The 26,678-nt window shown below is 58.6% G+C and carries 25 protein-coding genes; 14 read left to right on the top strand and 11 right to left on the bottom strand.

Annotation, left to right across the window (positions count from 1 at the left end):
- Positions 1-205: 205 nt before the first annotated feature.
- A complete protein-coding gene (locus tag N5J71_RS19620) occupies positions 206-1,582 on the bottom strand; it encodes a heavy metal sensor histidine kinase (protein ID WP_177326272.1) in 1,377 nt (458 codons plus the stop codon).
- Between the two features lie 2 nt (positions 1,583-1,584).
- A complete protein-coding gene (locus tag N5J71_RS19625) occupies positions 1,585-2,262 on the bottom strand; it encodes a heavy metal response regulator transcription factor (protein WP_004374688.1) in 678 nt (225 codons plus the stop codon).
- A gap of 206 nt (positions 2,263-2,468) precedes the next feature.
- Here N5J71_RS19625 and N5J71_RS19630 point away from each other — a divergent pair, with 206 nt between their 5' ends.
- The 8 genes from N5J71_RS19630 (at position 2,469) to N5J71_RS19665 (ending at position 10,560) form a co-directional block, all read left to right on the top strand.
- Entirely contained in the window at positions 2,469-2,828 is a 360-nt protein-coding gene (locus N5J71_RS19630; RefSeq protein WP_003139552.1) for a co-regulatory protein PtrA N-terminal domain-containing protein, read from the top strand.
- Between the two features lie 167 nt (positions 2,829-2,995).
- A complete protein-coding gene (locus N5J71_RS19635) occupies positions 2,996-3,553 on the top strand; it encodes a cupredoxin domain-containing protein (RefSeq protein WP_003139550.1) in 558 nt (185 codons plus the stop codon).
- Positions 3,554-3,700: 147 nt separating this feature from the next.
- Positions 3,701-4,234, top strand: coding sequence for a cupredoxin domain-containing protein (locus tag N5J71_RS19640; RefSeq protein WP_278620898.1), 534 nt, complete (start codon positions 3,701-3,703; stop codon positions 4,232-4,234).
- A 79-nt stretch (positions 4,235-4,313) separates the two neighbouring features.
- A complete protein-coding gene (locus N5J71_RS19645) occupies positions 4,314-4,562 on the top strand; it encodes a DUF2933 domain-containing protein (protein WP_003246761.1) in 249 nt (82 codons plus the stop codon).
- Between the two features lie 5 nt (positions 4,563-4,567).
- The gene (locus N5J71_RS19650; RefSeq protein WP_279917456.1) at positions 4,568-6,931 is read left to right on the top strand and encodes a heavy metal translocating P-type ATPase; all 2,364 of its coding nucleotides are present in this window, start codon (positions 4,568-4,570) and stop codon (positions 6,929-6,931) included.
- A 186-nt stretch (positions 6,932-7,117) separates the two neighbouring features.
- Positions 7,118-8,845, top strand: coding sequence for an ATP-dependent nuclease (locus N5J71_RS19655; RefSeq protein ID WP_279917457.1), 1,728 nt, complete (start codon positions 7,118-7,120; stop codon positions 8,843-8,845).
- The gene (locus tag N5J71_RS19660; protein ID WP_033725463.1) at positions 8,835-10,262 is read left to right on the top strand and encodes a UvrD-helicase domain-containing protein; all 1,428 of its coding nucleotides are present in this window, start codon (positions 8,835-8,837) and stop codon (positions 10,260-10,262) included. Before N5J71_RS19655 ends, N5J71_RS19660 begins: the two co-directional genes overlap by 11 nt.
- A gap of 97 nt (positions 10,263-10,359) precedes the next feature.
- Positions 10,360-10,560: a heavy-metal-associated domain-containing protein gene (locus N5J71_RS19665; protein ID WP_003246756.1), complete on the top strand. Its 201-nt coding sequence runs from the start codon at positions 10,360-10,362 to the stop codon at positions 10,558-10,560.
- Positions 10,561-10,706: 146 nt separating this feature from the next.
- On the opposite strand, the gene N5J71_RS19670 is transcribed toward N5J71_RS19665, so the two are convergent.
- Genes N5J71_RS19670 through bufA2 form a run of 4 tightly spaced genes read right to left on the bottom strand, consistent with a single transcriptional unit; the run spans position 10,707 to position 12,878 of the window.
- The gene (locus N5J71_RS19670; RefSeq protein ID WP_003246755.1) at positions 10,707-10,895 is read right to left on the bottom strand and encodes a hypothetical protein; all 189 of its coding nucleotides are present in this window, start codon (positions 10,893-10,895) and stop codon (positions 10,707-10,709) included.
- A gap of 50 nt (positions 10,896-10,945) precedes the next feature.
- Positions 10,946-11,740, bottom strand: a complete 795-nt coding sequence (locus N5J71_RS19675) for an HvfC/BufC N-terminal domain-containing protein (protein WP_003460128.1) — start codon at positions 11,738-11,740, stop codon at positions 10,946-10,948.
- A complete protein-coding gene (gene bufB / locus N5J71_RS19680; RefSeq protein ID WP_004374664.1) occupies positions 11,737-12,573 on the bottom strand; it encodes an MNIO family bufferin maturase in 837 nt (278 codons plus the stop codon). The genes N5J71_RS19675 and bufB overlap by 4 nt, the downstream gene beginning before the upstream one ends.
- A 44-nt stretch (positions 12,574-12,617) precedes the next feature.
- A complete protein-coding gene (bufA2, locus tag N5J71_RS19685; RefSeq protein ID WP_003460126.1) occupies positions 12,618-12,878 on the bottom strand; it encodes a BufA2 family periplasmic bufferin-type metallophore in 261 nt (86 codons plus the stop codon).
- Positions 12,879-13,162: 284 nt separating this feature from the next.
- Here bufA2 and N5J71_RS19690 point away from each other — a divergent pair, with 284 nt between their 5' ends.
- From N5J71_RS19690 to N5J71_RS19715, 6 genes are all read left to right on the top strand, one after another.
- Positions 13,163-13,369: a co-regulatory protein PtrA N-terminal domain-containing protein gene (locus tag N5J71_RS19690; RefSeq protein ID WP_074937829.1), complete on the top strand. Its 207-nt coding sequence runs from the start codon at positions 13,163-13,165 to the stop codon at positions 13,367-13,369.
- A 194-nt stretch (positions 13,370-13,563) separates the two neighbouring features.
- Complete coding sequence (locus N5J71_RS19695; protein WP_279917459.1) at positions 13,564-15,369, top strand: copper resistance system multicopper oxidase; 1,806 nt, start codon at positions 13,564-13,566, stop codon at positions 15,367-15,369.
- Positions 15,370-15,381: 12 nt separating this feature from the next.
- A complete protein-coding gene (locus N5J71_RS19700) occupies positions 15,382-15,693 on the top strand; it encodes a hypothetical protein (RefSeq protein ID WP_074860372.1) in 312 nt (103 codons plus the stop codon).
- Positions 15,683-16,882, top strand: coding sequence for a copper resistance protein B (locus tag N5J71_RS19705; RefSeq protein ID WP_278620598.1), 1,200 nt, complete (start codon positions 15,683-15,685; stop codon positions 16,880-16,882). The genes N5J71_RS19700 and N5J71_RS19705 overlap by 11 nt, the downstream gene beginning before the upstream one ends.
- A gap of 9 nt (positions 16,883-16,891) precedes the next feature.
- On the top strand, positions 16,892-17,734 hold the full coding sequence (locus tag N5J71_RS19710; protein WP_100549390.1) for a c-type cytochrome: 843 nt from the start codon (positions 16,892-16,894) through the stop codon (positions 17,732-17,734).
- A complete protein-coding gene (locus tag N5J71_RS19715) occupies positions 17,724-18,167 on the top strand; it encodes a DUF411 domain-containing protein (protein ID WP_074860368.1) in 444 nt (147 codons plus the stop codon). Before N5J71_RS19710 ends, N5J71_RS19715 begins: the two co-directional genes overlap by 11 nt.
- Positions 18,168-18,344: 177 nt before the next feature.
- Here N5J71_RS19715 and N5J71_RS19720 read toward each other — a convergent pair whose 3' ends face one another.
- From N5J71_RS19720 to N5J71_RS19740, 5 genes are all read right to left on the bottom strand, one after another.
- Positions 18,345-19,670 (bottom strand): OprD family porin, encoded by a 1,326-nt coding sequence (locus N5J71_RS19720; protein ID WP_279917462.1) that lies wholly within the window; start codon positions 19,668-19,670, stop codon positions 18,345-18,347.
- A 156-nt stretch (positions 19,671-19,826) separates the two neighbouring features.
- Entirely contained in the window at positions 19,827-20,159 is a 333-nt protein-coding gene (locus N5J71_RS19725) for a DUF2790 domain-containing protein (RefSeq protein ID WP_003460121.1), read from the bottom strand.
- 145 nt (positions 20,160-20,304) lie between these two features.
- Positions 20,305-23,454 carry an efflux RND transporter permease subunit gene (locus N5J71_RS19730; RefSeq protein ID WP_116618651.1) on the bottom strand — a complete coding sequence of 1,050 codons (3,150 nt, stop codon included), beginning with the start codon at positions 23,452-23,454 and terminating at the stop codon, positions 20,305-20,307.
- A complete protein-coding gene (locus tag N5J71_RS19735; RefSeq protein WP_003460118.1) occupies positions 23,451-24,911 on the bottom strand; it encodes an efflux RND transporter periplasmic adaptor subunit in 1,461 nt (486 codons plus the stop codon). The genes N5J71_RS19730 and N5J71_RS19735 overlap by 4 nt, the downstream gene beginning before the upstream one ends.
- Entirely contained in the window at positions 24,908-26,170 is a 1,263-nt protein-coding gene (locus N5J71_RS19740; protein ID WP_088277992.1) for a TolC family protein, read from the bottom strand. The genes N5J71_RS19735 and N5J71_RS19740 overlap by 4 nt, the downstream gene beginning before the upstream one ends.
- Positions 26,171-26,678: the final 508 nt, after the last annotated feature.

A 26,678-nucleotide genomic window follows, 5' to 3' on the forward strand; every position in this document is an offset into this window, starting at 1 on the left:
ATTGCGGTGAAGCAAGCGTGGGTGATGCCGTTTCCAAACTTCATAAGCTACTACCCGAGAACGAATGGGGGGCTCTAGTGTCAGCTCACCGCTCGTTGCCTATCTGGATGGCGAATGCAATCTGCGCTCAGTCGAATTGCACCTGCACCCACCCTGTCAAGTTGGGCTAGCGGTTAGCTGTAGCCTACTTACCGCCAGACCGGCATCATCTGGAATGGGGCAATTCGATGTGAAAGCCCGTGAGGCCAGCGGCTGAGGTGCACCAGATGCGGCCTTTGTGAGCCTCAATGATGGAGCGGGTGATGGCAAGACCGAGCCCGGCATTGCTCGGGCTTCCCTCCCGCCGAGCGGGGTCAACCCGGTAAAAGCGGTCGAAGAGCTTCTCTAGATGCTCTGAGCTGATTGTGTCCCCTGGGTTCTCGATGCTGAAGGTTGTGGAGCCCGCTGTCTCGCGGATCAAAACCGAAATTGTATGTCCCGCCGGCGTGTAGCGCAGTGCATTGGACAGCAAGTTGGAGAGTGCACGATCAAGCATCAGCCGATCTCCCAGCACTTGGCCTGTGCCTGTGAGCGATAGTTCAATGCCATGTTCTTCAGCCAGAAGGTGGTAGTAGTCAAACAGCTTGAAGACTACGTCAGCCAGTTCGATCCTGGCCTGCTCGGGGATGATCAGGCCATTATCAGCCTTGGCCAAGAAAAGCATGTCATCAATCATCCGAGACATGCGCTTCAAGTCCTCCAGGTTGGAGTAGAGATTCTCTTCATAGGCATTGATATCGCGTTTCTTGCTCAGCACGACCTCGGTGTGGGTCATCAGGTTGCTAACGGGCGTGCGTAGCTCGTGGGCAATGTCGGCCGAAAAATTGGAGAGCCTAACGAAGGCATCCTCTAGCCGAGCCAACATCGCATTGAAGGATAGAACCAGTTGCTGAAGTTCCCGCGGCACTGGTTCGAGAGGGATTCGTTCCTGTAACGAGCGAGCGGACATCCCGGAGGCCACATGAGTGACTTGCCGCAGAGGCCTAAGGCCGCTGCGAGCAACCACCCAGCCGAGCGCGGCACTGAACAGGGCACTGATGACCAATCCAATCCAGAACCATCGTTGCAGCGTGTCGAAAAAGTGTGTGTGATTGGTGACGTCAAGAATCAGCAAAGCTGTGAGCGGCTCAGCCTGATCGGCTACCGAGATTTGCGCCGTCATGCCGCGGTACATGTGTTGGCCGTTCTGCCACTCCCACATGCTCTGCTCATTTTCACGTCTGAAACGCTCTGGTACTTCGACTGCTCTGGGGTCGGAGAACAGTACAGAACCGTCACTGGCCAGGATAGTGGCCGCCAGATCCTGATGGGCTCCCAGCAAGGCTCGCAACTGCGGTAATTCTTCCGAAAGGCTCGCTTCACCGCGAGCATTGTTGAGGATATGTTTGGCGGATTCGAGTTTCTCCACCAGGGCCTGCCGATCCAGCATCTTGAAGTGGTGCTGGCTGAGCATATTGAAACTCAGCCCTGCTACCGTCAGGACTGCAATTACCGCGGACATGAACATCAGGCTCATGCGTGCTGTCAGCGAAAGGTGCTTCATATTCACTCCGGCGCATCCATCATGTATCCCATGCCGCGGGCGGTATGAATCAGCTTGAGATCGAAATCGTCATCGATTTTTGCGCGTAGCCGGCGTACCGCAACCTCAATGACATTGGTGTCGCTGTCGAAATTCATGTCCCAAACCTGAGAGGCAATCAGCGACTTCGGGAGCACCTCGCCGCGCCGGCGCAGTAGCAGTTCCAGCAGTGAAAACTCCTTCGCGGTCAGGTCAATTCTTTTCCCGCCACGGATCGCACGCCGCTTCATCAGATCGACTTCCAGATCGGCAATTTTCATGGTGGTCTGCGTCGGCGAACCATTACCTCTGCGCAACAGCGTTCTGACCCTGGCCAGAAGCTCTGAGAAAGCAAATGGCTTGATCAGGTAGTCGTCCGCACCCAGCTCCAACCCTTTAACGCGGTCTTCCACACCATCGCGTGCCGTCAAGAACAGTACGGGGACGTCTTTTCCTGCTGCGCGCAACATGCGCAGCACTTCCCAACCGTCCAGCCCAGGCATCATTACATCCAGAATTAGCAGGTCATAGGCTTCGCTAAGTGCATGCTGAAGGGCATCTGTACCGGTCATAACCCGGTCGACATTGAACCCAGCCTCGGTGAGACCTTGCTGGAGGTACGTACCGGTTTTGGGTTCGTCTTCAGCTACCAGTAGTTTCATGTGTGCAGACTCCAAAAGTCGGGTGGCCTGAGTTTGCAGGCAAACCGCGGCCCCAACCAGAAGCTTACGAAAATGTAATTCTGACTTCAGCTCACTGACAGGGTGGCTTGTCTAGGGTGCAAGCATGAGTACTAGGTTGTGCTCTCGGCCCTCGACAGACCAAAAGCAGAGGTGCCGGCCATAGTTTGCACTGATGGAGACTGCCCATGAAATCGCTGAAACCTTTGCTTCTGGTTGGTTCGCTACTGCTGTCTTCCATGGCTTGGGCCGAAGGGGGCAGCGACCGTGTATTCGAGCGCATCCAGCAGATGCGCGACAAAGCAGAAGCCGTGCTGATCCAGGCGGAGAAGGCCCCGGTCGGCGAGCGGCATGTGCACATGAAGGAGCATATGAACATGCTCGAAGACATCATGAGCCAGCTGCACAACGAACATCCCGCGCCAAACATGTCTGCCGAAGAGCATCTGGCCTGGATGGAAAAGCATGACAAGCTGGTAGACGACGTGCTGGGTCAAATGATTCGAGAGCACAAGCTAATGATGGCCGACAAGGAATGCCATCAGTAAAGATTTCCCCCATCTTACAGGCCTTTCGTGATTGCTCCTTCGGCCTAGCGGCGCCTTTATGGCGCCGTGCTTTTTCCCAGCTGACGCAATTGTAGTTTTGGGGTCAGCGGCCTGGCAGCAAGCGGGGAATAGCATGAGATTTCCAGCACCCATCTCGAGGTCTCACCATGAAACGCTTACCCCTTAAACTGCTGATCAGCACTCTGTTCATCAGCACCACCTTTCCGGCATTTGCCGAGGTCGGCGGCAGTAGCAATGGCATTGGGCAGCAGGCCCAGGCGACGCCAGCGACTCGTACCATCTTGGTAAAGATGGACGACATCAACTACAGCCAGAAAACGATCGATGTGAAGCCAGGTGAAACCGTGCGCTTCGTTCTGAAGAACGAGGGCGCGTTGATGCACGAGTTCAACATCGGGCAGGCAGCGTCCCAGCTGGAGCACCAGCGCAAGATGGCGTCCTTGTTCAAGGACGGCACACTGACCCCGACCGGCATGGCCGAGCGCATTGTCTGGCATGAGCGTTATGGCATGGGAGACTCCAACCCTCCAGGCTATCCGGAAGTCATCAAAGCCAAGCATGACGACCCGAACGCGGTTCTCGTCGAGCCCGGCACAACCAAAGAGTTCGTGTGGACCTTCCCTAAGGCGGGCAGTTTGAGCTTCGCCTGTACATTGCCTGGGCATTACCAGGCGGGGATGGTCGGTGAGTTTGCTCTGCGTTAGTCCGGCATCGGTGCTACCCGTTGGCCGCGAGCTGGGTAGCACCGATCTGACGAACCTTACTGCGATGTAGTTTTCACGTCAGCGTACCGCCAGCTGCACCTCATTAGCATCGGGACTCATCCCTCCTCAACACCTCAGAGGCACACCATGAAACTCAGACCCGCTTTCATAATCACCACCCTTGGCTTGCTGCTCAGTGCTGCCAATGCGCTGGCCAGCCCGGGCCACAAGAAAGACAGTATTGGGCAACCGGGAGACGGTCAGGCAGTAGATCGCACCATCGAAGTCCGGATGGGGGACATCTTCTTCGAACCCAAAGCAATGGAGATCAAAGCAGGCGAGACAGTTCGCTTCGTCCTGAAAAATGACGGTGCACTGCTACACGAATTCAGTCTTGGCAAAGCGGCATCCCATGCCGCGCACCAGAAAGAGATGGCCGCGATGTTTCAGAACGGCACGCTGTCCCCTACAGGTGCACATGACATGAGCAATATGGGCCATGCCATGGGCGGCATGAAGATGGTCGGTATGGAACACGATGACCCCAACAGTGTTCTTGTCGAACCTGGAGCACGCGAAGAGTTGATCTGGACCTTCTCCGCCGCCACCGAACTGGAGTTCGCCTGCAATATTCCAGGACATTATCAGTCGGGAATGGTCGGTAAGGTGACCGTACGCTGACGTTTATTGATACTCGCCAACTCCGTCCAGTCTGAGACACCTATACTGATCCGGCCGCCATTGAAACGAGGCTATTGTCGTGGACCATACCCATCACACCAGTACCACTGAGCCGCCTTTTTGGAAGAGCAAGATTGGCATTGCGCTGATCATGCTGGCCGTAATCGGCATCTTCTATGTAGCGCGTGAGCATTACGGTCATCTTTCGCAGGCCCTGCCGTACCTCATCCTGCTGCTATGCCCGCTGATGCATCTGTTTGGCCACAATCACGGCGGGCACTCCCACTCCAGCAGCACCGCTGTTTCCAAGGACGAAGAAAGGACATAGATCGCATGCAAAAGACCTCCTGCCATCATGACCAGGATCATTCACATAACTCGCACGCCCACTCCGAGAGCCAGCGCGACCCGGTGTGTGGCATGGAGGTCAAACCTGATGGCCCTTATCGCGAGAGCTTTGAAGGGAAGGCCTATCATTTCTGCAGTGCGAAGTGCCTAGAGAAATTCCAAGCAGATCCTCATCAGTACATGAGCCATCAGTCTCATGGGGAGCATCACCAGCACGCGACTCCAGCACCCACATCGACACCTGTAGGTGCTGAATACACCTGCCCGATGCATCCAGAAATCCGTCAACCGGCTCCCGGAAACTGCCCGATCTGCGGGATGACGCTGGAACCTGTCATCCCGGAGCTGGAAGAGGAGGAAAACCCAGAGCTGAAGGACTTCTCGCGGCGGTTCTGGTGGACTTTACCGTTGACCGTCATCGTGACCGTATTGGCGATGGCTGGCCATTCCTTGCAACTGTTTCATGGCACGACCCAGAACTGGGTTGAGCTGGTTCTGGCGACGCCAGTGACGCTATGGGGCGGCTGGGTATTCTTCACCCGCGGCATTGACTCCATCCGCCACCGCAGCCCCAACATGTGGACGCTGATCGGATTGGGAACTGCAGCCGCCTACCTCTACAGCGTGGCCGCTACCTTGGTGCCGCAGTGGTTCCCGGCGGCCTTCGTTCAGGATGGACGCATCGGCGTCTACTTCGAGGCCGCCGCGGTGATCATCTCGCTCACGCTGTTGGGCCAGATGCTCGAACTCAAAGCCCGCTCGCAGACCTCTGCCGCCATTAAGTCACTGCTGGGATTGGCCCCCAAGACTGCCCGGCGCATCAGGCCTGACGGCCAGGAAGAAGATATTCCGCTGACCCACGTCCATCAGGGTGACCACTTGCGTGTCCGGCCGGGCGAAAAAGTCCCGGTGGATGGCACCGTGCTGGAGGGCGAGAGCGCTGTCGACGAGTCGATGCTCACCGGCGAGCCGGTGCCCGTCACCAAGCGGGCAGGGGATACCCTCATCGGTGCCACCCTGAACACCCACGGCAGCCTGGTGATGGAAGCGCAGAAGGTGGGCGCCGAAACCATGTTGTCGCAGATCGTCCAGATGGTGGCTAAGGCCCAGCGTTCCAAGGCGCCCATGCAGCGTATGGCCGATGCCGTGGCAGGGTATTTCGTGGTGGGGGTGATCCTGATCGCGATCCTGACATTTTTTGGCTGGGGGGTGTTCGGGCCGGAATCAGGTTGGGTATTTGGCCTGATCAACGCTGTGGCCGTACTGATCATTGCCTGCCCATGCGCCCTGGGCTTGGCAACGCCGATGTCGGTCATGGTCGCGACCGGCAAGGCCGCCAGCAGCGGTGTGTTGTTCCGCGATGCCAGCGCTATCGAGAACCTCTGCAAAATCGACACCTTGATCGTCGACAAGACCGGGACACTGACGCAGGGGCGGCCGGCCTTTCATAGTGCAGAGGGAACCGGGCCGTTCGACTCGGTCGAGGTTCTGCGCTTGGCCGCAAGCCTCGACCAGGGCAGCGAGCATCCGCTGGCGCATGCCATTGTCGATCATGCGCGTGAACAGGGTCTTGCCCTGGTGAAACCGGAGACCTTCGAATCTGGCTCAGGTATTGGTGTACGCGGACAGGTCGATGGCCATCAACTGCAGCTTGGGAACACAGCGTTGATGGAGGAGGCGGGCGTCGATATTACTCCGCTGCGTAACCGTGCAGAGCAACTGCGCCTGGAGGGCATCAGCATCATCTATCTGGCCGTCGATGGTCGCCTGGCGGGTCTCCTGGCCGTTTCCGATCCAATCAAACCGACCTCCCAACAGGCTGTTGCTCAACTCCAGAACGCTGACGTGAAGGTCATCATGGCCACTGGCGATGGCCTCACCACAGCAAGAGCCGTGGCGAAGCAGTTAGGCATCGAGGAGGTGCATGGCGAGGTGAAACCGCAGGACAAGGAGAAATTAGTCGCCGAACTGCAGAGCTATGGCCGTCGTGTCGCCATGGCGGGCGACGGCATCAACGATGCGCCGGCCTTGGCCAGGGCCGACGTAGGCATCGCTATGGGCACGGGCACCGACGTGGCGATGAACAGCGCCCAAGTGACCCTGGTCAAGGGAGACCTGATGGGCATCCTGCGGGCGCGCACCTTGTCGGTGGCCACGGTGAAGAACATGAGGCAGAACCTTGCCTTTGCATTCCTCTACAACGCGATGGGAATCCCGCTAGCGGCCGGGCTGCTGTATCCGCTGACAGGACATCTTCTGTCGCCCTTGATCGCTGCTCTGGCAATGAGCGTCAGTTCAGCCTCGGTGGTTTTCAATGCGCTTAGGTTGAAAGCAACGGACGTTGGCTAGTCTGCTAGACAAGACGATGTGCCTACCTGCAGGGCGATTTTTTAAATGCGCATCTGACCGGAAAATACCGTACGGTAGCTTGCAACTTGACCTATCAGTCGCATCACCTGATGACGAGGGGACGTTCTATGGATCGTTCCCGCTGCGAGTAGGAGACTGACAGTCGTTACCCCATGAGGATTCTCCGTGGCCCGCATTCGCCGACTGCAAATTAGCAACTTCCGATCTATCCAGGCGCTCGACTGGGTGCCGGCCCCAGGAATTAACTGCCTCATAGGTCCTGGCGATAGTGGAAAGTCCAGCATTCTAGATGCGATTGACCTTTGCGTCGGTGCCCGCCGGGGCGGCACGTTCGGCGACATGGACTTCTTCGCTCTCAACGTCGAAACACCCATCACCATCAGTGTGACGCTTGGCGATTTGCCGGTATCGCTGATGGATATCGATGTTTACGGCGAGTTCTTGCGTGGATTCAATCCAGGAACGGGAGAAGTCGAAGACGAACCGCGAGCGGGGCTGGAGACCGTTATCACCTTGCTTCTGCAAGTTGGTGCCGATTTGGAGCCTGTTTGGACACTTTTCTCCGAGCGCGCGGAGCAGCAGCAACTTGAACGCACTCTTCCCTGGAAAGAACGAGCGGCACTAGCGCCCGCCCGTATCGGCAGCTTTGCGAGCTCGAACCTGTCGTGGAGTCGTGGCTCAGTGCTCAATCGACTTACCGATGAGCGCGCCGAGCTTGGTGCTGAACTGGCGCGCGCCGCTAGGCAAGCAAGAGCGAACTTTGGCAATCAAGCAGCCGAACATCTGACCCAGACGCTTGAGGTCGTGCAACGCACAGCACAGCATCTTGGCGTTTCGGTCGGGGCTATGCCTCAGGCGCTCCTTGACGCACATTCTGTGTCGATTGGCGAGGGGGCGATCGCGCTGCACAGTGAAACAGGTATTCCGCTGCGCTCCCTTGGCACGGGCTCGTCACGCTTGCTAGTGGCAGGGCTTCAAAGGGCTGCGGCCAGCGCCGCGCCAATTGCCCTGGTTGATGAGGTGGAATACGGGCTTGAACCTCATCGGCTCATGCGATTCCTGGACTCGCTGGGTGCAAAGGACGCTGCCGCTCCGTTGCAAGTGTTCATGACGACGCACTCGCCGGTCGCGCTGCGCGAGCTGTCCGGCAGCCAGTTATTCGTTGTTCGGTCAGCACCTCAGCGCCACAGTGTTATGCCAGCTGGGGAAGCCAACGAGGTACAAAGTACCCTTCGGAAGGACCCCGAAGCATTCCTCGCCAAATCCATCATCGTTTGCGAGGGGGCCAGCGAGGTTGGCTTCGCGCGTGGCCTTGACCAATGGTGGGTCAGTCTTGGCGCTACCTCATTCCTGGCCCATGGCGGCGCGTATGTGGACGCCGGCGGGGGAAGCCCCGATAACAGTCTTATCCGGGGAACAGCACTTCTGAACTTGGGTTACCGCGTGATGGTTTTTGTAGATGCCGACAAGCCTTCGACCGCGGGGCTCGCTGAAGCATTCTTGGCCGCCGGCGGGCAAATTCTTACATGGCGACCAGGCCTCACGTTGGAGGACGAGATCTTCCGCCATCTCAGTGAGCAAGCACTCGATGCACTTCTGGCGAAAGCCGAAACAATAGTGGGTGCAGAGCTGATGAACGCACACATTCAGACGAAGTCCCAAGGCCGCGTGACGCTGAACGATATCCGAGCCAAGCGACTCGTGGATGGGTACTCACCTGAGAGACGAGAGCTGCTGGGAACCGCATCCCGTATCCGCAACAGCGGCTGGTTCAAGTCGCTGACAACCTATCAGGAGGTTGCAAGGGACATCGTCGGTCCGTCTTTACAGAACGCCGAACCGGGCTTCATGGCAGTCACGAATCAGCTCTGGACGTTTACAAGTGCCCCCTGAGATTGATCTTTTCGCTATCGAGCGTGGCTCCATAACGGCCCCCGCAGGTTGTGGAAAAACGCAATTGATTGCCGAGACGCTCATCGCGCATACGCAGAGCAAACCCATCCTCGTCTTGACACATACGAACGCCGGCGTTGCGGCCTTACGGGCGCGCCTGAGACGAGCCGGTGTTCCTAACTCCGCATATCGAGTCTCCACCATTGACGGATTCTCGATGCGCCTGATCGCTAAGTTCCCAGCGCGAAGCGGCCATAACCCGCAGATCCTACAGCTGCATCAACCCAATACTGACTACCCGGCAATTCGGGAGGCCGCCATGCAGTTGTTGCAGGCCGGTCACCTCGCTCAGCCCCTTCGCGCCACCTATGCACGGTTGCTTGTCGACGAGTACCAAGACTGCAACGTCGTCCAGCACGCCATCGTGTCTGGTTTGGCCCAGGTGCTTCCGACCTGCGTGCTCGGTGACCCGATGCAAGCCATATTCAGCTTCCGTGGCAATCGACTGGTGCATTGGGCGAATGAGGTGCAACCCCTGTTTCCCGCAGCGGGAGAGTTGAGGATACCGTGGCGCTGGCGGCTGGCTGGAGCTGAGAACCTCGGGCAGTGGCTGCTCGCCATAAGGCAACAACTTCAAGCTGGTCAGCCGGTGGATCTGCGCACGGCTCCAGCAGAAGTGCGTTGGGTGCAGCTAAACGCCGGAACCGAAGTTCAGCAGCGACTGGTGGCCGCGAGAACCGAAGCTCCCAACGCTCAGGGTAGCGTCCTCATCATCGGGGACTCCATCAACGTGCAAGGTCGCCATCAGCTCACGAGCCAGACACCCGGTGCCATGGCCGTAGAAGCCGTCGACCTGAGAGATCTCGTCAACTTCGCCAGGAACTTTGACTTGCAGGGTGCCAATGCTCTGGCACAACTTGTGGAGTTTGCTTCCAGCGTAATGACGGGGGTAGGTGCAGCAAACCTGCGAACGCGCGTGGAGTCGCTGCGTGCAGGAAGGGCCCGAACGCCTCCGACCGCGGCCGAGGCTGCGGCGATCGATTTCGTAGCAGCGCCAACATTGGGGCAAGCGCTCCGTGTGATCGATACGCTCGCTGAGCAGCACGGGGCACGTGTATACCGACCGGAGGTTCTGTACTGCTGCCGGTCTGCAATGCAAGCGGTGGTGGGAGGTGCTGCCGACTTTCTGAGTGCAGCCATTCAAGCGCGAGAGCGCAATAGACACCTTGCCCGACCGATCGCAAGACGCTCTGTAGGCAGCACATTACTTCTCAAGGGGCTGGAGGCGGATGTCTCGGTTGTCCTGCATCCTGAGCTTATGACCCCCCAGAATCTATACGTCGCACTGACGAGGGGCGCAAGGCATGTCGTGGTGTGTTCACCAACCCCCATCCTTACGCCCGTGGTAAACGGCTGATCCTTTTGTAGCGCTTACGGGCTTGACCTTGCCATCGTGTCAAGGTCGATGCTGTCCGTGCGGTAACTTGAGCCGCGGACGAAATGAGGTGAAAGACATGTTTAGTCTGAGTGTTGCGGGGATGGGCTGTGGCAGTTGCGTGAGCAAAATCACGAAGGCCATTCAAGCTCTGGATCAGGATGCACGAGTAGAAGTGGATCGAGCGGCCGGCAAGGTCACCGTTGAGAGCACAGAAAGTGCCGAATCGATCCGCGAACTCATCCAGGAGCTTGGCTATTCGGCCCAGGTCAGCGCTTGAGCGCTGACCTGCTATCCCACTAAATCTCCAGTTCTGAGAGCTCTTTTAGCCCTGGGATACTGGTGACCTCGTTGGTCATACCTTCTGAACCATCTCGGCCGCGAAGCCAGTTTGAGTGATCGCCTGGCTCGCGCATTTCCAGCGTGTCATAGGAGTACCGCTTGCGCTTGAACAGGCATTTTCAATGCAGCGAACTCGTGGCTTTTTTCGTCTTCTATGCCGACGACTTCTCCTGCAAGCCGCTCCCAGTGACCAACGCCGTCGGCCAGCATTGCCTGATAGGTCTCCGGGTCAAGCAAGGCTTGCTGTTTGAAATGAATGATGCGGTGAGTCATAGAAGCGCTCGGAGTGGCCAAAGAGAGAGCGCTAGCCTAAAGGTTCCGGGTCATTCGTGTAATAGCTGGCCGCGCTTTAGCAAACCGTCGTTGACCCACAACTTCAACCAGGTCGCGGCTTGCAAGGGAGCTTGCTCGCCATGCGTGGCGCTCAACGACTCGCAGAGTTCAGCGAACGATCCGCCCTCGATGAGAAACTGCAATGCCGAAGCCTCCGCTGGCTCCAGGCTCCGGTACTGGCAGACGAGTTCATGACGCCAAACAAGACAGGCTAGGTTCGTTGGCAGGCGGGTAATATCAGGCAGCAAGCTGCCGGACTTGGCGGCTTTCCACAACTCCAGCGTGTTGTACTGCAGCTGCAACCACCGGGCAGATGCAGTCAGGGAAACCCTGAGTGAAATCCAGTCTTCAGCCGAAAAATCACTCATGGTCTCCAGCGAAAGCGCTTCGACATCCTGAGCGTCGAAGGCCAGTGTAAAGGCCCATTCCAGTTCCGCGAGTTCGCGCATCGGCGATAGTTGGGGTTCTTCGACGTAGCTGCTAATGAACTCGGGCAGCTTCTCGCCCAGCCAGCGAATGCTGAAATGTCGTGGTGGCCAGGCGGCCAAGTAGGCCAGTGCGAGCTGCTCGAATGATTCGTTGCCGATCCAGTGAAGCAGGGCAGGGAAGTCTTCTCGCAAGACCGCAAGCAGGCGCGAACGGTAAGCGTTGTGGTAGATCTGCAGGCCTTCGAGAGCACTCAGCGCTGTGCTACCTCGGATCTGCTCCAAAAGCTCGTTGGAGGGCAGGGCACTGTCACCTGTCAGGTAAGTTTCAAATGCAGTCTGTAGGGCGATCAGGCTCAAGGGGTGGCCCCCGATATCACAGATTTGGCGATAGCACGGGCATGTGCTAATTCGGACAACAGCTCTTCCAGCGGCGGAAACTGGTCATCCCGCTCGATCAAGGTCGATGTCGGGCCCAAGTAGCTCAAAGTCTTGCTGTAGAGAGACCAAACCGGATCAGCGATGGGCTGGTCATGGGTGTCGATGAGGTACTGCCCGTAATCGCTGTGCCCGGCCAGGTGAATTTGCCGAATCCGCTCGTGCGGCAATTCCATGATGAACTGCCAAGGGTCGAAACCCTGGTTGCGCGAACTGACGTAGACGTTGTTCACGTCGAGAAGCAGCTCGCACCCGGTCAGGTAACTGAGCTCCGAGAGGAACTGAGACTCGCTCATGCTGGATGTTGTCCACTGCACGTAGGAGGAAACGTTCTCCAGCACGATGGGACGTTCCAAAACATCCTGCACCAAGCGCACCCGGGCCGCGACATGCAGCAGGCTCTCCTGGGTAAACGGCAGCGGTAGCAGATCGTGAAGTTGATGGGCGTTGCCTCGACTCCAGCACAGGTGATCAGACACCCACTGAGGCTGCACCCGATCCGCCAGCTGCTTGAGCTGTCGTAGGTAGTCTATGTCCAAGGCATGTGAGCCGCCAATCGAAAGAGATACTCCGTGCATCACCAGGGGGTAGTGCTCGCCGATCGCATCAAGGAAGTAGAGAGCCTTGCCGCCCTCCACCAGGTAATTCTCGGAAATGATCTCGAACCAGTCGACCGCAGGCCGTTCCTCCAGGATCTGCCGGTAATACTCGTTACGAAGGCCAAGACCGAAACCCAGAGTTTTGCGCTTACTCATTCGAGACTCCAGCAGGGGAGTGGCATGCACTCCCCTGAACCGCCTTATTCGCTGGTTTTGCCACCGGCTTCGTCACATTTGGTCTGGGTCATCAACTTGAACCCTTGGCCTTTGCATTCGCCTTGGCCTTTGCAGTCGTTTTTCGCGGTCATGCAGTCGTTCTGCCCTTTGCAACCATTGATCCCGAAGCACTTCACTTCTGCTGCTTTGGTTTCCTGAGCAGCCTGGACGGGCAGGGTGGAGAACAGGCTGGCGGCCACCAGAGCCAAGGCGGCACCGGTAGCTACGTTGGATTTGTTCGACATAGTGGCTATCTCTCTTGATTGTTTGATGGTCGCGATCCGTCGGTGCGAATGAACGAGTTAGCTCAGGCATTGCTACCGATCAGGCCCATGGAATCCGCAAGGCTGCGCGGGCAGGAAGACAGTACCGAGCCTTCAGGAGGGGCTACAAGAAAGAAATAGCAACCTGACAGAACTGTAATGTTCGGCTCAGGTTGCTGACAGGCCCTCTTAGTTAACGTGACATCGAGCCTAAAGCTCGGCCTCTGCAGCTGCAGGGACCACTTAACTTACGAGGAATACCCAAAATGAAATCGATCAAAGCTCTGTTTGTAGTTACTGCTCTGAGCATCTCCAGCTTGGCAATGGCTGAAGGTGGTGCTGACCGAACCTTCGCGCGCATGGAGCAGGCACGCCAGACGTCTCTGGAGGCCTACCGGGTGGCCCAGCAGCAGAAAGTTGAGGCTCCTGTAGCCAGCAGTCCAACCGAGCAAGCAGAGCACACCAACTGCTGAAGTCATCTACCTTACAGAAATGTAATCACCCGGATGGTTGGGATATGGCAGTTTCATACTGCTCATCGTCGGTAAGGCATTGTGCAATGCACCGACGTGGAAAGTTGAGGGGTAAATCCCCGACATTGAAGCAGCCATGAACCCGAGACCGGGCACACCATCACCGGCTCATTTGACGGATTGGACATAACGGCATGCAAAGCAAAACCACAAGACGTACTTTCGTCAAAGGCCTCGCCGCCGCCGGTATTCTCGGCGGCATGGGCATGTGGCGCACGCCGGTCTGGGCGGTGAACAGCCCCGGCCAGCCCAACGTACTGACTGGTAACGAATTCGACCTATTCATCGGTGAAACCCCGGTGAACATCACCGGCGCAGCGCGCACGGCCATGACCATCAACGGCTCGCTCCCTGGGCCGATTCTTCGTTGGCGCGAAGGCGATACCGTCACATTGCGCGTGCGCAACCGCCTCAAGGAGGACACCTCCATCCATTGGCACGGCATCATCCTGCCGGCGAACATGGATGGTGTTCCTGGCCTGAGCTTCCATGGCATCGCCCCTGATGGCATGTATGAGTACAAGTTCAAGGTCAACCAGAACGGCACCTACTGGTATCACAGCCATTCTGGGCTCCAGGAGCAGCTCGGCGTATACGGTGCGCTGGTCATCGATGCCAAGGAGCCCGAGCCCTTCAGTTACGACCGTGATTACGTCGTGTTGCTGAGCGACTGGACGGATGAAAATCCAGCGCGGGTACTGGCCAAGCTCAAAAAGCAGTCGGACTACTACAACTACCACAAGCGCACCGTTGGTGATTTCATCAATGACGTGAGCGAGATGGGGTGGTCCGCTGCGGTAGCCGATCGCAAGATGTGGGCCGAGATGAAGATGAGCCCGACGGATCTCGCTGACGTCAGTGGCTACACCTACACCTACCTGATGAATGGCCAGGCACCCAATGGCAACTGGACCGGCATATTCAAACCAGGCGAAAAGATCCGCCTGCGCTTCATCAACGCCTCGGCGATGACCTATTTCGATGTGCGCATCCCGGGCCTGAAGATGACTGTGGTTGCGGCCGATGGTCTGCACGTCAAACCGGTCAGCGTCGACGAGTTCCGTATCGCCGTGGCCGAGACCTACGACGTGATCGTCGAACCAGACAGCGAACAGGCGTATACCGTGTTTGCCCAATCCATGGACCGCACTGGCTATGCGCGCGGCACCCTTGCAGTACAGGAAGGGTTGAGTGCACCGGTACCAAGCCCTGACCCGCGCCCACTGATTGCCATGGGTGACATGGGCATGGACCACGGCAGCATGGGCGGCATGGATCATGGGAGCATGGCCGGGATGGATCACGGCAGTATGTCGGGCATGGATCATGGGAGCATGCAGGGTGGCATGGCCGGCATGGATCACAGCCAGATGGCTGGAATGGATCATTCGGGCATGGCAGGCATGGCAGGTGCCATGCAGGCACACCCAGCCTCAGAGACCAACAACCCGCTGGTCGATATGCAAACCATGACACCAACGCATAAGTTGGACGACCCAGGTATTGGTTTGCGAGACAACGGCCGACGCGTCCTCACGTACTCTGACCTGCGCAGCACCTTCCTCGACCCGGATGGTCGCGAACCAAGTCGCACCATCGAGCTGCACCTTACCGGGCACATGGAGAAATTCTCCTGGTCCTTCGATGGCATCAAGTCCTCTGACGCCGAGCCTCTGCGCCTCAAGTACGGCGAGCGTGTTCGCATCACGCTGGTCAACGACACCATGATGACTCACCCGATCCATCTTCATGGCATGTGGAGTGATCTGGAGGATGCGAACGGCAATTTCCTGGTGCGTAAACACACCATCGACATGCCGCCAGGTTCCAAGCGCAGCTTTCGGGTGACTGCCGATGCGTTGGGTCGTTGGGCCTTTCACTGCCACCTGTTGCTCCACATGGAAATGGGCATGTTCCGTGAAGTCCGTGTGGATGAGTAAAGGAGATTTCTGATGAGTACTTTTATGAAGCGTAATGCCCTGTTTGGCAGCGCAGCGATGTTCAGTCTTTTGGCTGTTCTGCACGCGCCGACGTCATTGGCAGGTGAGGGGCACAGCGAGCACGAACAACATGCTGCCGAGTCGGCTGCGCCCGACGCCAGTGACAAGCCTGCAGATCAATCGAAAGGCAAGGCCGCTGGCCAGCAGATGGATCATGGCGCCATGGATCATGAGGGTATGAACCATGACGATATGGGGCACGAGAAGATGATGGATAAGCATGGCGGCACCGAAGCCGAAGCAGGTTCGAACCATGACCACTAGGTTTTCACGCCCGTCCCTCATAGCGCTGGCCGTGTCGCTGAGTGCACTCAGCGGCGGCGTTACCCAGGCTGCGGAAGAAATGGATCATTCGGCAATGGGGCACGGCTCCATGTCGATGGACCACAGCCAGATGGGCCACGGTTCCGCCAAAGCGCCGATGGAGGGCATGGATCACAGCAAGATGGACCATGGTGCCATGCAGGGTGCTTCGGGCAGCATGGATCATAGCCAGATGGGCCACAGCCAGAGCCAGAGCCAAGAAAAGGCTCCAGCCATGGACCACAGCAAGATGGATCACGGCGCCATGCAGGGTGCTTCGGGCAGCATGGATCATAGCCAGATGGGCCACGGCCAGAGCCAAGAGAAGGCCCAGGCTATGGATCACAGCAAGATGGGGCATGGCGCCATGCAAGGACAGATGGAGGGCATGGATCATTCAAAGATGAACCATGGCTCCGCTGAAGCCCCGAGAACCACCAGCCGTACGCCGATTCCCGTTCTGACGGATGCTGATCGCCAAGCGGCTTTCCCGCCATTACCTGGCCACAAGGTTCACGACAGCGCCATCAACAGTTTTTTCCTGCTCGATCGGCTCGAATACCAGGACGCAGATGAGGGCAGCACCCTGGCCTGGGATGCGTCGGGCTGGGTAGGCGGTGATATCAACCGGGTCTGGTTCCGCTCCGAAGGCGAGCGTACCAACGGCGTGACCGAGGATGCTGAATTACAGCTGCTGTACGGCCGCTCGATCGGCCCTTGGTGGGATGTCGTCGCGGGCGTTCGCCAGGACTTCAAACCGGAGTCGCCGCAGACTTGGGCCGCCTTCGGTATCCAGGGCATGGCGCTTTACGCCTTTGAGGCCGAAGCCACGGCCTTCGTCGGCGAGAATGGCCAAACTGCTGCCCGACTGGAGGGCGAGTACGACATTCTGCTGACCAACCGGCTGATTCTCCAGCCAACTGCCGAAATGAACTTCTACGGCAAGAACGATCCTGAGCGAGGTGTGGGGTCTGGGTTGGCAAATACCGAGCTCGGCTTGCGTCTGCGTTACGAGATTGTCAGGCAGTTTGCCCCCTATATCGGGGTTTCCTGGAGCCGCTCCTATGGCAACACGGCAGACATGGTGCGCGACGAGGGCGGTGATGTAGACGAGGCGCGTTTTGTCGCCGGTATCCGGATGTGGTTTTGAGAACCTGACATGAAAAGAACAATTAAAACTTTGGTGGCGGCCGGCGTGGTCGGTAGCACAGCTGTCCTGGCCGGCGCCTACTTTGGCGTGGTCAACGTGGGGGCCGACGATCCCCATTTTCCTGCAGTGTATGCGTTTCTCACGATGGCCCGTGACCGCTCTATCGAAGTCCGTTCGCGGGACATCGAGGTTCCCAACCTGGATGATCAAGCTCTTATTCGCGCCGGTGCGGGCAACTACAACGCCATGTGTATCGGCTGTCATTTGGCGCCAGGTGTGGCGGAGACCGAGCTAAGCCAATCGCTTTATCCTGCGCCCCCCAACCTCGCCAAGATCGGTGTCGATGGCAATCCGTCAGCAGCGTTCTGGGTGATCAAGCATGGCATCAAGGCAACGGGTATGCCTGCGTGGGGCAAGAGCATGGGAGACGAGTACATCTGGGGCATGGTTGCCTTCCTCAACCAACTGCCGACGATGGATGCCAAGCAATACCAAACACTCGTCGCATCCAGTGGCGGCCATCAGCACGGTGGTGGGGAAACGCAGATGCATAACCATGAAGGACAGCACGGCGACAACAAGCCTGGCCATCATGACAATAGTGGCGGAGGCGATGACCATCATGGATCAGGTGATGCTGGAGAGCCTGGTCATCACGATGCCGCGGCTACGGATAGCGAGGGTGGCTCCGCACCTAAGGCAGGTCACCATTCGGATATGAGTGGCGATGACCACCATGCTGGAGATGAGGCGTCGTCCAACGGAGGTGATCATCACGCCGAGCAGGCTCCGAATGCCTCGCCCAAGACCCACACCCACGCCGATGGCAAAGAGCACGTACATGAAAGCTAAATATCTGGCCTTACTGGCCGCTCTCTCCGTCACGTCTGCGGTTCAAGCAGCTGATGCCCTGACGATTGATGCCCATCGTGATGCCAATTGCGGATGTTGCAAGAAGTGGATTTCACACCTCGAAGCGAATGGCTTCAAAGTCGTCGACCATGTTGAAAGCAACATGACAGCAGTGAAGCAAAGACTGGGCGTCGCGCCACGGTTGGCGTCTTGCCACACCGCGGTGATTGACGGCAAGTTCGTCGAAGGTCATGTGCCGGCGGCTCAGGTCATCGAACTCACCAAGCGCGATGATCTGCTGGGCATCGCTGTTCCCGGGATGCCGGCGGGCTCCCCCGGCATGGAAGTCGATGGCGTACAGCATGCCTACCAGGTCATTGGCTTGACCAAGACGGGTTCTGATCAGGTCGTTGCAGAATATCCCGCCCAGTAGTACTGCCTGCCAGCACGGCCGCTTGTGTGTAGTGGCCGACTCATTTTCATACGTCCTTTAACCTAAGTAAAAAAGGCGCCCGAGGGCGCCAAGGGCTGTCTCCAAACCAAAGGAGCACTACGAGGGGACAGCAGGACCAAGGCGCGAGCGGGCAATCAACCCGCCCGCTTGCCAGGGTTAGAGAACTTCCAGCGGGTACTCGACAATCAGGCGGACTTCATCCAGATCCGACTCGTAATCGGTCGCGCGAGTGGTCATTTGGCGAACACGGAAAGACATATCCTTCAGTGATCCAGTCTGCACAACGTACTTGGCCTCGATGTCCCGCTCCCAGCGCTTCTGGTTGGTCAACGGATCGCCGTTGTCATCACGGCGCATATAGACTTCGTTGGCGTTGCTGTAGTCGGCATCCCAGCCCTGGGCATATCGAGTCATGAAGCTCAACCCAGGCACACCGAAAGACTCCATATCCAGGTCATAGCGCACTTGCCATGACTTCTCCTTCGGCGAGTTGAAGTCGGTGTACTGGATGGAGTTGTCGAGGTAGATGGAGTCCGATTGGCGCAAGTAGTCGAAGTCATCATCGCCATTGTTGCGCTGGAGACCCACCAGCACTGTGTGAGCGCCGAATTGGATGCCGACCTTGCCGCTCCAGATGTTGTTATCGAAGCTCCCGAGGAGCTGCTTCCCTTCATCGACCGCCTTGTAGTAGTTCAGCCCGCCGATCAAGGCGACATCGTCCGCAAGCGGGTAGCTCAGCGTGGTGCCCGCGTAATATTGATTCCAGGCATCCTTGAGGCGGCTGGTGTAGAGACTAAAGCCGACGTTGTCATTAAGCGTGTAATCACCACCGAAATAGGCGATCCATGGCGAGTCCACTTCGCCCGCGTAGAAGGTAGCGAAGCCGTCGCGCATGCTGCTGGTATTGGGTTGGCTCATCGAGTGGAGGCGACCGCCCTGAAGCGACAGTCCTTCCACGCTGCTGTTGACCACGGTGACACCTCGGAAACTCTCCGGTAAAAGCCGTGCATCACCGTATTGGACGACCGGGCTGACGGGAAAGACGTCGCCTACCTTGATCTCGGTATCCATGAACCGAGTTTTCACCGCGCCACCCAGTTTGGAGTAGTTGTCCTCAGCCTGCCCGAGGCTGTTGTAAGGCAGCACATCGACAGTGCCCCCGGCTCCTGAACGGCCGTCGCCAGTGTCAAGCTTGATGCCTAGCATGGCAAAGGCATCGACACCAAAACCTATGGTGCCCTCGGTGAAGCCAGACTCGAATCTGCCTATCACACCATGCGCCCACTCTTCCGAATAGCCATTACCCGAGCTGCTGGACTGGCCTTTACGGAAATCGCGGTTGAAGTAGAGGTTTCGATTGAGGATGGTCAGGCTGCTGCCTTCGATAAATCCCTCGCCTTTCTCGCCGGCGGCCATTGCAGCTTGCCCGGCACTGACGCTCAGAGCGAGCAGAGAAAGTCCTAACAGGGTCCTGTTATTCATAAATGCTCCTGATGTTATTGGCAGTTGTCATTGTGTGGTCGCATATATGCGCCAAGCGCACCGGGCATAACCAGGCGCGCCTTGGCCATATTTCCACATGCCAAATAACGTCAGGGTGACTTGAAAATTACTTTTCAGTCAGTGCGATGTCATTTATTAGTTTTGGTTCCGGCAACCTGTTCCGGCTGCCCGGTATTCAAGAATATTCAGATCGCCGTTGGAGTCCTCGTAGGTCATCTGGGCCGGCATCACACCGCAGCTAGAGTCCGTCGGGGTAATGGCCACGACCCTGGCGATATCGAGTTTCATGCCGTAGCGGTAATGAATAACTTCAGGCGGATTCTTTCCGTTAGCGGCAGCATACTCTTGCATGGCCTGCTCATTGGCCTGAATCATCCGACCATAAACACGATCAGCGCCGCCTTCTGCCAGAGTGGCAGAGGAAACAACCATAGCGGCAAGGGCTGCAATAACTTTGAGGCTTTTCATGTTTAATCACTCCTTCAAGGTGGTGATTAAAATATATCCGCTCAACCTGTCATAAAAATGAAGTCAAAGTTACATCGCCGTAATGCTTCCTGCCGCGTTACCCGGGCGAGTCAGCTTGGCGCGTGGCTTGCCCGGGTTTGTAAAGCTATAGCTCCTGCGGTGCGCGAACCTTCTGTGTACGCTGCCTTCGCATCAGCCAGTAGGCGGCCGGCAAAACCAGCATGGACATCAGCGGCGCGGTAATCATGCCGCCGACCATGGGCGCGGCGATGCGCTTCATCACTTCAGATCCGGCACCTCCGCCCCAGAGGATCGGCAGCAGGCCGGCGATGATCACGGCCACCGTCATCACCTTGGGCCGCACGCGCAGCACTGCACCTTCACGAATTGCCTCCAGTAGGGCCGGATCACCGCTGCGCCCGGAATCTATACGTGCATGCCAGGCATTCTTCAGGTACAGCAGCATGATTACCCCGAACTCTGCCGAGACGCCGGCCAGGGCAATGAAGCCCACGCCGGTGGCGACCGAGAGGTTGAAGCCGAACCAGTAGAGCAGCCAGATGCCGCCCGATAGGGCGAAGGGCAGGGTTGCCATGATCAGTAGGGCCTCACCGAAGCGGCTGAAGGTCAGGTAAAGCAGCACGAAGATGATCAACAAGGTCGCCGGTACCACCCAGGCCAGCCGTGCATTGGCGCGCTCCAGGAACTCGAACTGACCGGAGTAGGAGACGGTCATGCCAGCATCGAGTTGTACCTGCTCAGCTACGCGTTGCTGCAACTCGCGCACGGTCGATGCCAGGTCGCGCCCACGGACATCGACATAGACCCAACCGGACAGACGCCCGTTCTCGCTGCGCAGCATTGGCGGCCCTTCGGTCAGACTAACCTGGGCGACGGTGCCCAAGGTGATCTGCTGGCCGGCTTGCGTGAGGATCGGCATACGCCGTAGTGCCTGCGGACTGTCTCGCCACTCCTTGGGATAGCGCAGGTTGATCGGGAAGCGGGCCAGTCCTTCAACCGTCTCACCAATATTGCTGCCGCCGATGGCGCCCGATACCACCGCCTGCACATCGGCGATGCTCAGGCCATAGCGCGCCGCGGCCAGTCGATCGATCTGGATGTCCACGTAACGGCCGCCAGTAAGGCGTTCTGCCAAGGCCGAACTCACCCCAGGCACCTCTTTGGCCACGGCCTCGATATCGCGCGTTATGCGCTCGATGTCGACCAAGGAGGTTCCGGACACTTTCACCCCAATGGGGCTCTTGATCCCCGTCGCCAGCATGTCGATGCGGTTGCGGATGGGCGGCACCCAGATATTGGACAGCCCCGGAACTTTTACCGCGCGATCCAGTTCCTCGATCAGCTTTTCGGGTGTCATCCCCGCGCGCCATTGATCGCGTGGTTTGAACTGCACCGTGGTCTCGAACATTTCCAGCGGTGCTGGATCGGTGGCGGTCTCTGCTCGCCCGGCCTTGCCGAATACCCGTGCCACTTCGGGCACCGTGAGGATCATCCGGTTGGTTTGCTGCAGCAGCTGGGTGGCCTTGCTGGCCGGCAAGCCGGGCAGGGCTGATGGCATGTACAACAGGTCGCCCTCGTCCATCGGCGGTAGAAACTCTCCTCCGAGTCTGCTGAGGGGCCAGAGACTGGACAAAAACACTAGCAAGGCCAGCGCTAGGGTCACCTTAGGCCAAGCCAGCACCCACTCCAGCACCGGCCGGTATGCACCGATCAGCCAACGATTCAAGGGGTTCTGTTGTTCGCTGGGGATATGCCCACGAATCCAATAGCCCATCAGCACCGGTACCAAGGTGATCGAGAGGCCAGCAGCGGCAGCCATGGCATAGGTCTTGGTGAATGCCAGCGGGCCAAACAGGCGACCCTCCTGGGCCTCCAGGGTGAAGACCGGGAGGAAAGACAGGGTGATGATCAAAAGGCTGAAGAACAGCGCCGGCCCGACCTCGGCCGCAGCTTCGCCGATCACCCGCCAGTGCGCCTCGCCCTGAAGCGGTTCACCGGGGTGTCGAGCCTTCCAGGCCTCGATGTGCTTGTGCGCGTTCTCGATCATCACCACGGCGGCATCGACCATGGCGCCGATGGCGATTGCGATCCCGCCGAGCGACATGATGTTGGCATTGACGCCCTGGTAGCGCATGACGATGAAGGCCATCAGGATGCCCAGGGGCAGGGTGATGATCGCCACCAGCGACGAACGCAGGTGCCAGAGAAAGATCAGGCAAACCAAGGCAACCACCACGAACTCTTCCAGCAGCTTGTAGCTGAGGTTGTCGATGGCACGGTCGATCAGTTGCGAACGGTCATAGGTAGTGACCACTTCGACGCCGGTGGGCAGGCTGGCTTTCAGGCTGTCCAGCTTGGTCTTCACGGCAGCGATGGTATCGCGGGCATTCTTGCCGGAGCGCAGGATGACCACGCCACCTACAACTTCACCCTGGCCATCCAGCTCGGCAATGCCACGACGCATCTCTGGCCCCAACTGAATGGTGGCCACCTGACCCAGCAGCACCGGAACTCCGCTGGCCGAAGCCCGCAGCGGCACATTGCGGAAATCCGCCAGGCTCTCTAGATAACCTGAAGCCCGGACCATGTACTCGCGCTCTGCCAGCTCCAGGATGGCGCCGCCGGTTTCCTGATTGGCGCTCTTCAGCGCCGCTTCGACCTCCTGCTGAGTTACCCCATAAGCCACCAGCTTCTGGGGATCGAGCAGCACTTGGTATTGCTTGACCATGCCGCCGAGGGTGGCCACTTCGGCTACGTTGGGCAGGCTCTTGAGTTCGTACTTAAGGAACCAGTCCTGCAGTGCCCGCAGCTGGGCAAGATCATGCTGGCCGCTGCGGTCGACCAAGGCGTACTGGTAGATCCAGCCCACGCCGGTGGCATCCGGCCCAAGGGTGGTGGTAACACCCTCGGGCAGGCGTTCCTGCGCCTGGTTGAGGTACTCCAGCACCCGCGAGCGTGCCCAGTAGAGGTCGGTATCGTCCTCGAACAGCACATAAACGAAGGAGTCGCCGAAGAACGAGTAGCCGCGCACTGTCTTCGCCCCCGGCACCGAGAGCATGGTGGTGGCCAGCGGGTAGGTCACCTGGTTCTCGACAATCTGCGGTGCCTGCCCGGGGAAGCTTGTGCGGATGATGACCTGGGTGTCGGACAGATCCGGCAGTGCATCCAACGGCGTGTTGCGCAGCGACCAGATGCCCAGGGCGGTGATGAACAGGGTCGCCAGCAGCACCAGAAAGCGATTGCCGATAGACCAGTGGATCAGGCGTGCGATCATGGCTGGTCTCCTTCCTTGCTGAGCTGCTCGATCATCAGGCCGGAGTTTTTCTGGCGGGCGCCGATACGTACGTGATCTCCTGGCTTAAGTCCCACAGCTACTTCTGAGCTGACCAATGGAAAAGCCATGGTCATACCTGGCATATTCAGGCTCTCGAAGGGCCCGTGCTCCAGGGTGACTGACTCCGCGTCCAGAGCACGAATCACACCATGGGCCTCATGTAGTTCCTTCTTATTGTCCTGCTCGGCATGGCTGGCCATGACACCCTGTAGGCTGGCCTCCGAATCGATGAGGAACTGGCCGGAGGTAACGACCGCCTGACCCTCCTCAAGACCGGACAACACCTCCAGACGCCCATCAGCCTCGCGGCCCAAGGTTATTTCCAGGGGGCGGTAGCGCCCATCGCCTTCTACCAGCATCACCAACGCACGCTTCCCGGTGCGAATCACGGCTTCACTCGGCACAAGAAGCGTGGATTGTTCGACGGCACTGTTCAGGCGTACGGCGGCGAACATGCCGGGGCGCAACTTACCGGCAGGGTTGGGTAGCTCGCTGCGTACCGTGAGCGTGCGTGTTTGCGGATCGGCACTCGGCAGCAAGGCTATGACGCGGCCCAGCAGCGGTCGATCAGGAAAGGCCGTCAGGTTGGCGCGGATCTCGTCCCCGACCTGGATACTTCCGGCCATGGCCTCGGGTATCGCCGCATCGAGCCAGACACTGGATAGCCCGTTAATCAACGCCAGATCCTGCCCGGCTTCGACGGTCATCCCGGCGCGTACCTGCAAGGCTTGGAGCTCGCCGCTGATAGGTGTGGTGAGGGTTTGCACCGCCCGTGGTTTGCCGCTGCGGCGGACCTGCTCGATCAACGTTTGAGGCATGCCAAGCAGGCGCAGGCGCTCTTGGGCCGCACTTATCAAGCGAGTGTCAGCGGTACGCAGTACCGCCAGGAACTCCAACTGCGCGGCGGACCATTCGGGAATCAGCAGGTCGACCAGGGGGGCTCCGGCAGGCAGCACATCGCCCGGGGCGCGACCGTAAACCCGCTCGACGAATCCGCCGGCGCGGGCCTGGAGGTTCGCCACTTCTCGCTGGTTATAGGCCAGGGAACCCACCGCCTCGATATCCGAGGGCAGTACACCTCGGATCACCATCGAGGTTCGCATTCCGAGGTTCTGCACGGCTTGAGCGGGGATGCTCAGGACAGACGGATCCTGCTCGGATCCTGCGTATTTAGGGACAAGTTCCATATCCATGAAAGGTGACTTGCCCGGTTTATCGAAGCGCTGCTCAGGCTGCATAGGGTCGTACCAATAGAGCACCTTGCGCTCGTCCGTCGGTGCGGAGCTAGGCAGTAGCTCGTGTTTGGCTTGCCGCTGGGCCAGCCAGTAGCCACCGCCCGCCGCGCCAATGCCCACGGTCAGCACGGCGACCGCAAAACCAAATGTCGATATCTTCATTTCAGGCCCTCCACATAGGCGTAGTACAGGCTTGCGGAGAGCTGGCTCAACTTGCGCTGCTGTTCAATCTGCCGCAGCTGCGCCTCAATCAGGTCGCGCTGGGCAGTAATAACGGATGTGAGCTGGCTGTTACCGGCTTGGTAGGCGGCCAGTTCGAGATCGGCCCGTTTGCTTGCAAGCGGGATCAAGGTTTTTTCGGTGCGTGACAAGGTCCTGCGCAGTTGCTCAAGCTCGGCAATACCGCCTTCCAGCTCAGCCTGATGGGCGCGCAGTAATGCTTCCTGCTCGGCTTCCATCTGCGACACGCTTTGTTGTCTGGCGTTGATCTTGGGCCCCTGACGTGTGCCTACGAACAACGGCAGGTCGAACGTGAATTGCACCATCACCATATCGCCGAACTGGTTGTCGCGATTGTTGTAGGCAAACTCAACACCCCAGTCGGGGGTCTTCTCGGCGATGGCCTCGTTCAGCTCGGCGCTAGCCTCGCCGACTCGGGCGGAGGCAGCGCGCAACTCAGGGTGTGAGGCAATGCGTTGCTGCAGGTGCGGTGCCACCAGGTTCAGATTGGGAACACCTCCTTGCAAAGGCTGGTCAGCCTCGTTGCCTATCCAGCGGCGCAGCTTGGCACGAGCTACTGCCACATCGCGATTCAGTTCATCTCGCCGATCTTGTAACGCCAAAGCTTCCTGGTCGGCCTGCAACAGCTCGCCAGGCTGAGCACTACCGCCGGCAATTAGCGATTGCACGGTCGAGCGGAGCATCTCGATCTGACGGTCCAGTTGATCGAAGAGGCCAACACTGCGTTCGGCGTAGTACACGTCCAGCCAGCTCACTGCCGTCTGGCGCTTGATTTCCAACTGCATGGCACGCTGCTCGGCCTCGGCCCGCGTCATGGAGGCTTCGGCCAGTTGGCGACGGGCCAGACGCTTGTCGCCGTTTGGTACCTCCTGCATGAGTCCAATGCGGCGCATGGTCATGGAGTCACGATTCAGGGTGTAACGGTCAGGGCCTTCGATCGGCAGGTTGTCGATGCCTATAATCAGCTTGGGATCGGGCAGGGCGTCTGCGGGCCCTACAGCCTGCTGTGCGGATGCCACCTGCGCCTGGCGCGCGAGGTTCTCAGGGGCACTCTGCTCGGCCAGAGCTTGGGCTCGTTCGAAAGTTAGGGGCTGCGCCTGCGCGGCAAGCCAGGGAGCTGCCCAGAATGCGGCAGCCAACACGCCGAGATAGCCACGGCGTGGAAAAAGGAAAGCGGACATGCTTTCGCCTCCAATGCGATTGATCGAGGTCGCAGCTACGAAACGTGGTCGCGACGATGCGCCTGACTGTAAGGCGCGGGATGATCACGGCATTAGACGAAACGAGGAGGGCGCCAGAGTCCTGCGGGCTCTCGCTTAATCACCGACTGGGTCAGCAATATCTCGGGGCGTGAGGGGAGAGGGGATATGCTCTTGATCACGGTGGTCTGGAGAAGTCCTCCGGTCTTGCATTCCTGGCCGGATTTGCAGGGGGACTTACTGGCCACCCCATCAGACTTATCCATTTGCTCGCAGCACGGAGCATCGGCCATTGCATGGCCCTGATGATCGGCGCTCTGCATCGGGCAAGGCTGTGCCGGCATGCTGAAAGCCATACCGCCGAAGGTCGGCAGCACGAGACTAGCAATCATTACCAGGATCAATCCAATTCGACGCACAGCAATTCACCAGGCGGGCGATAGGGCGACGATAGCAGATTGCCCCGAGGCATGAACGCTCCTTTTGGCTA

The sequence above is a fragment of the Ectopseudomonas oleovorans genome (assembly GCF_029845265.1).
Lineage (GTDB): Bacteria > Pseudomonadota > Gammaproteobacteria > Pseudomonadales > Pseudomonadaceae > Aquipseudomonas > Aquipseudomonas oleovorans.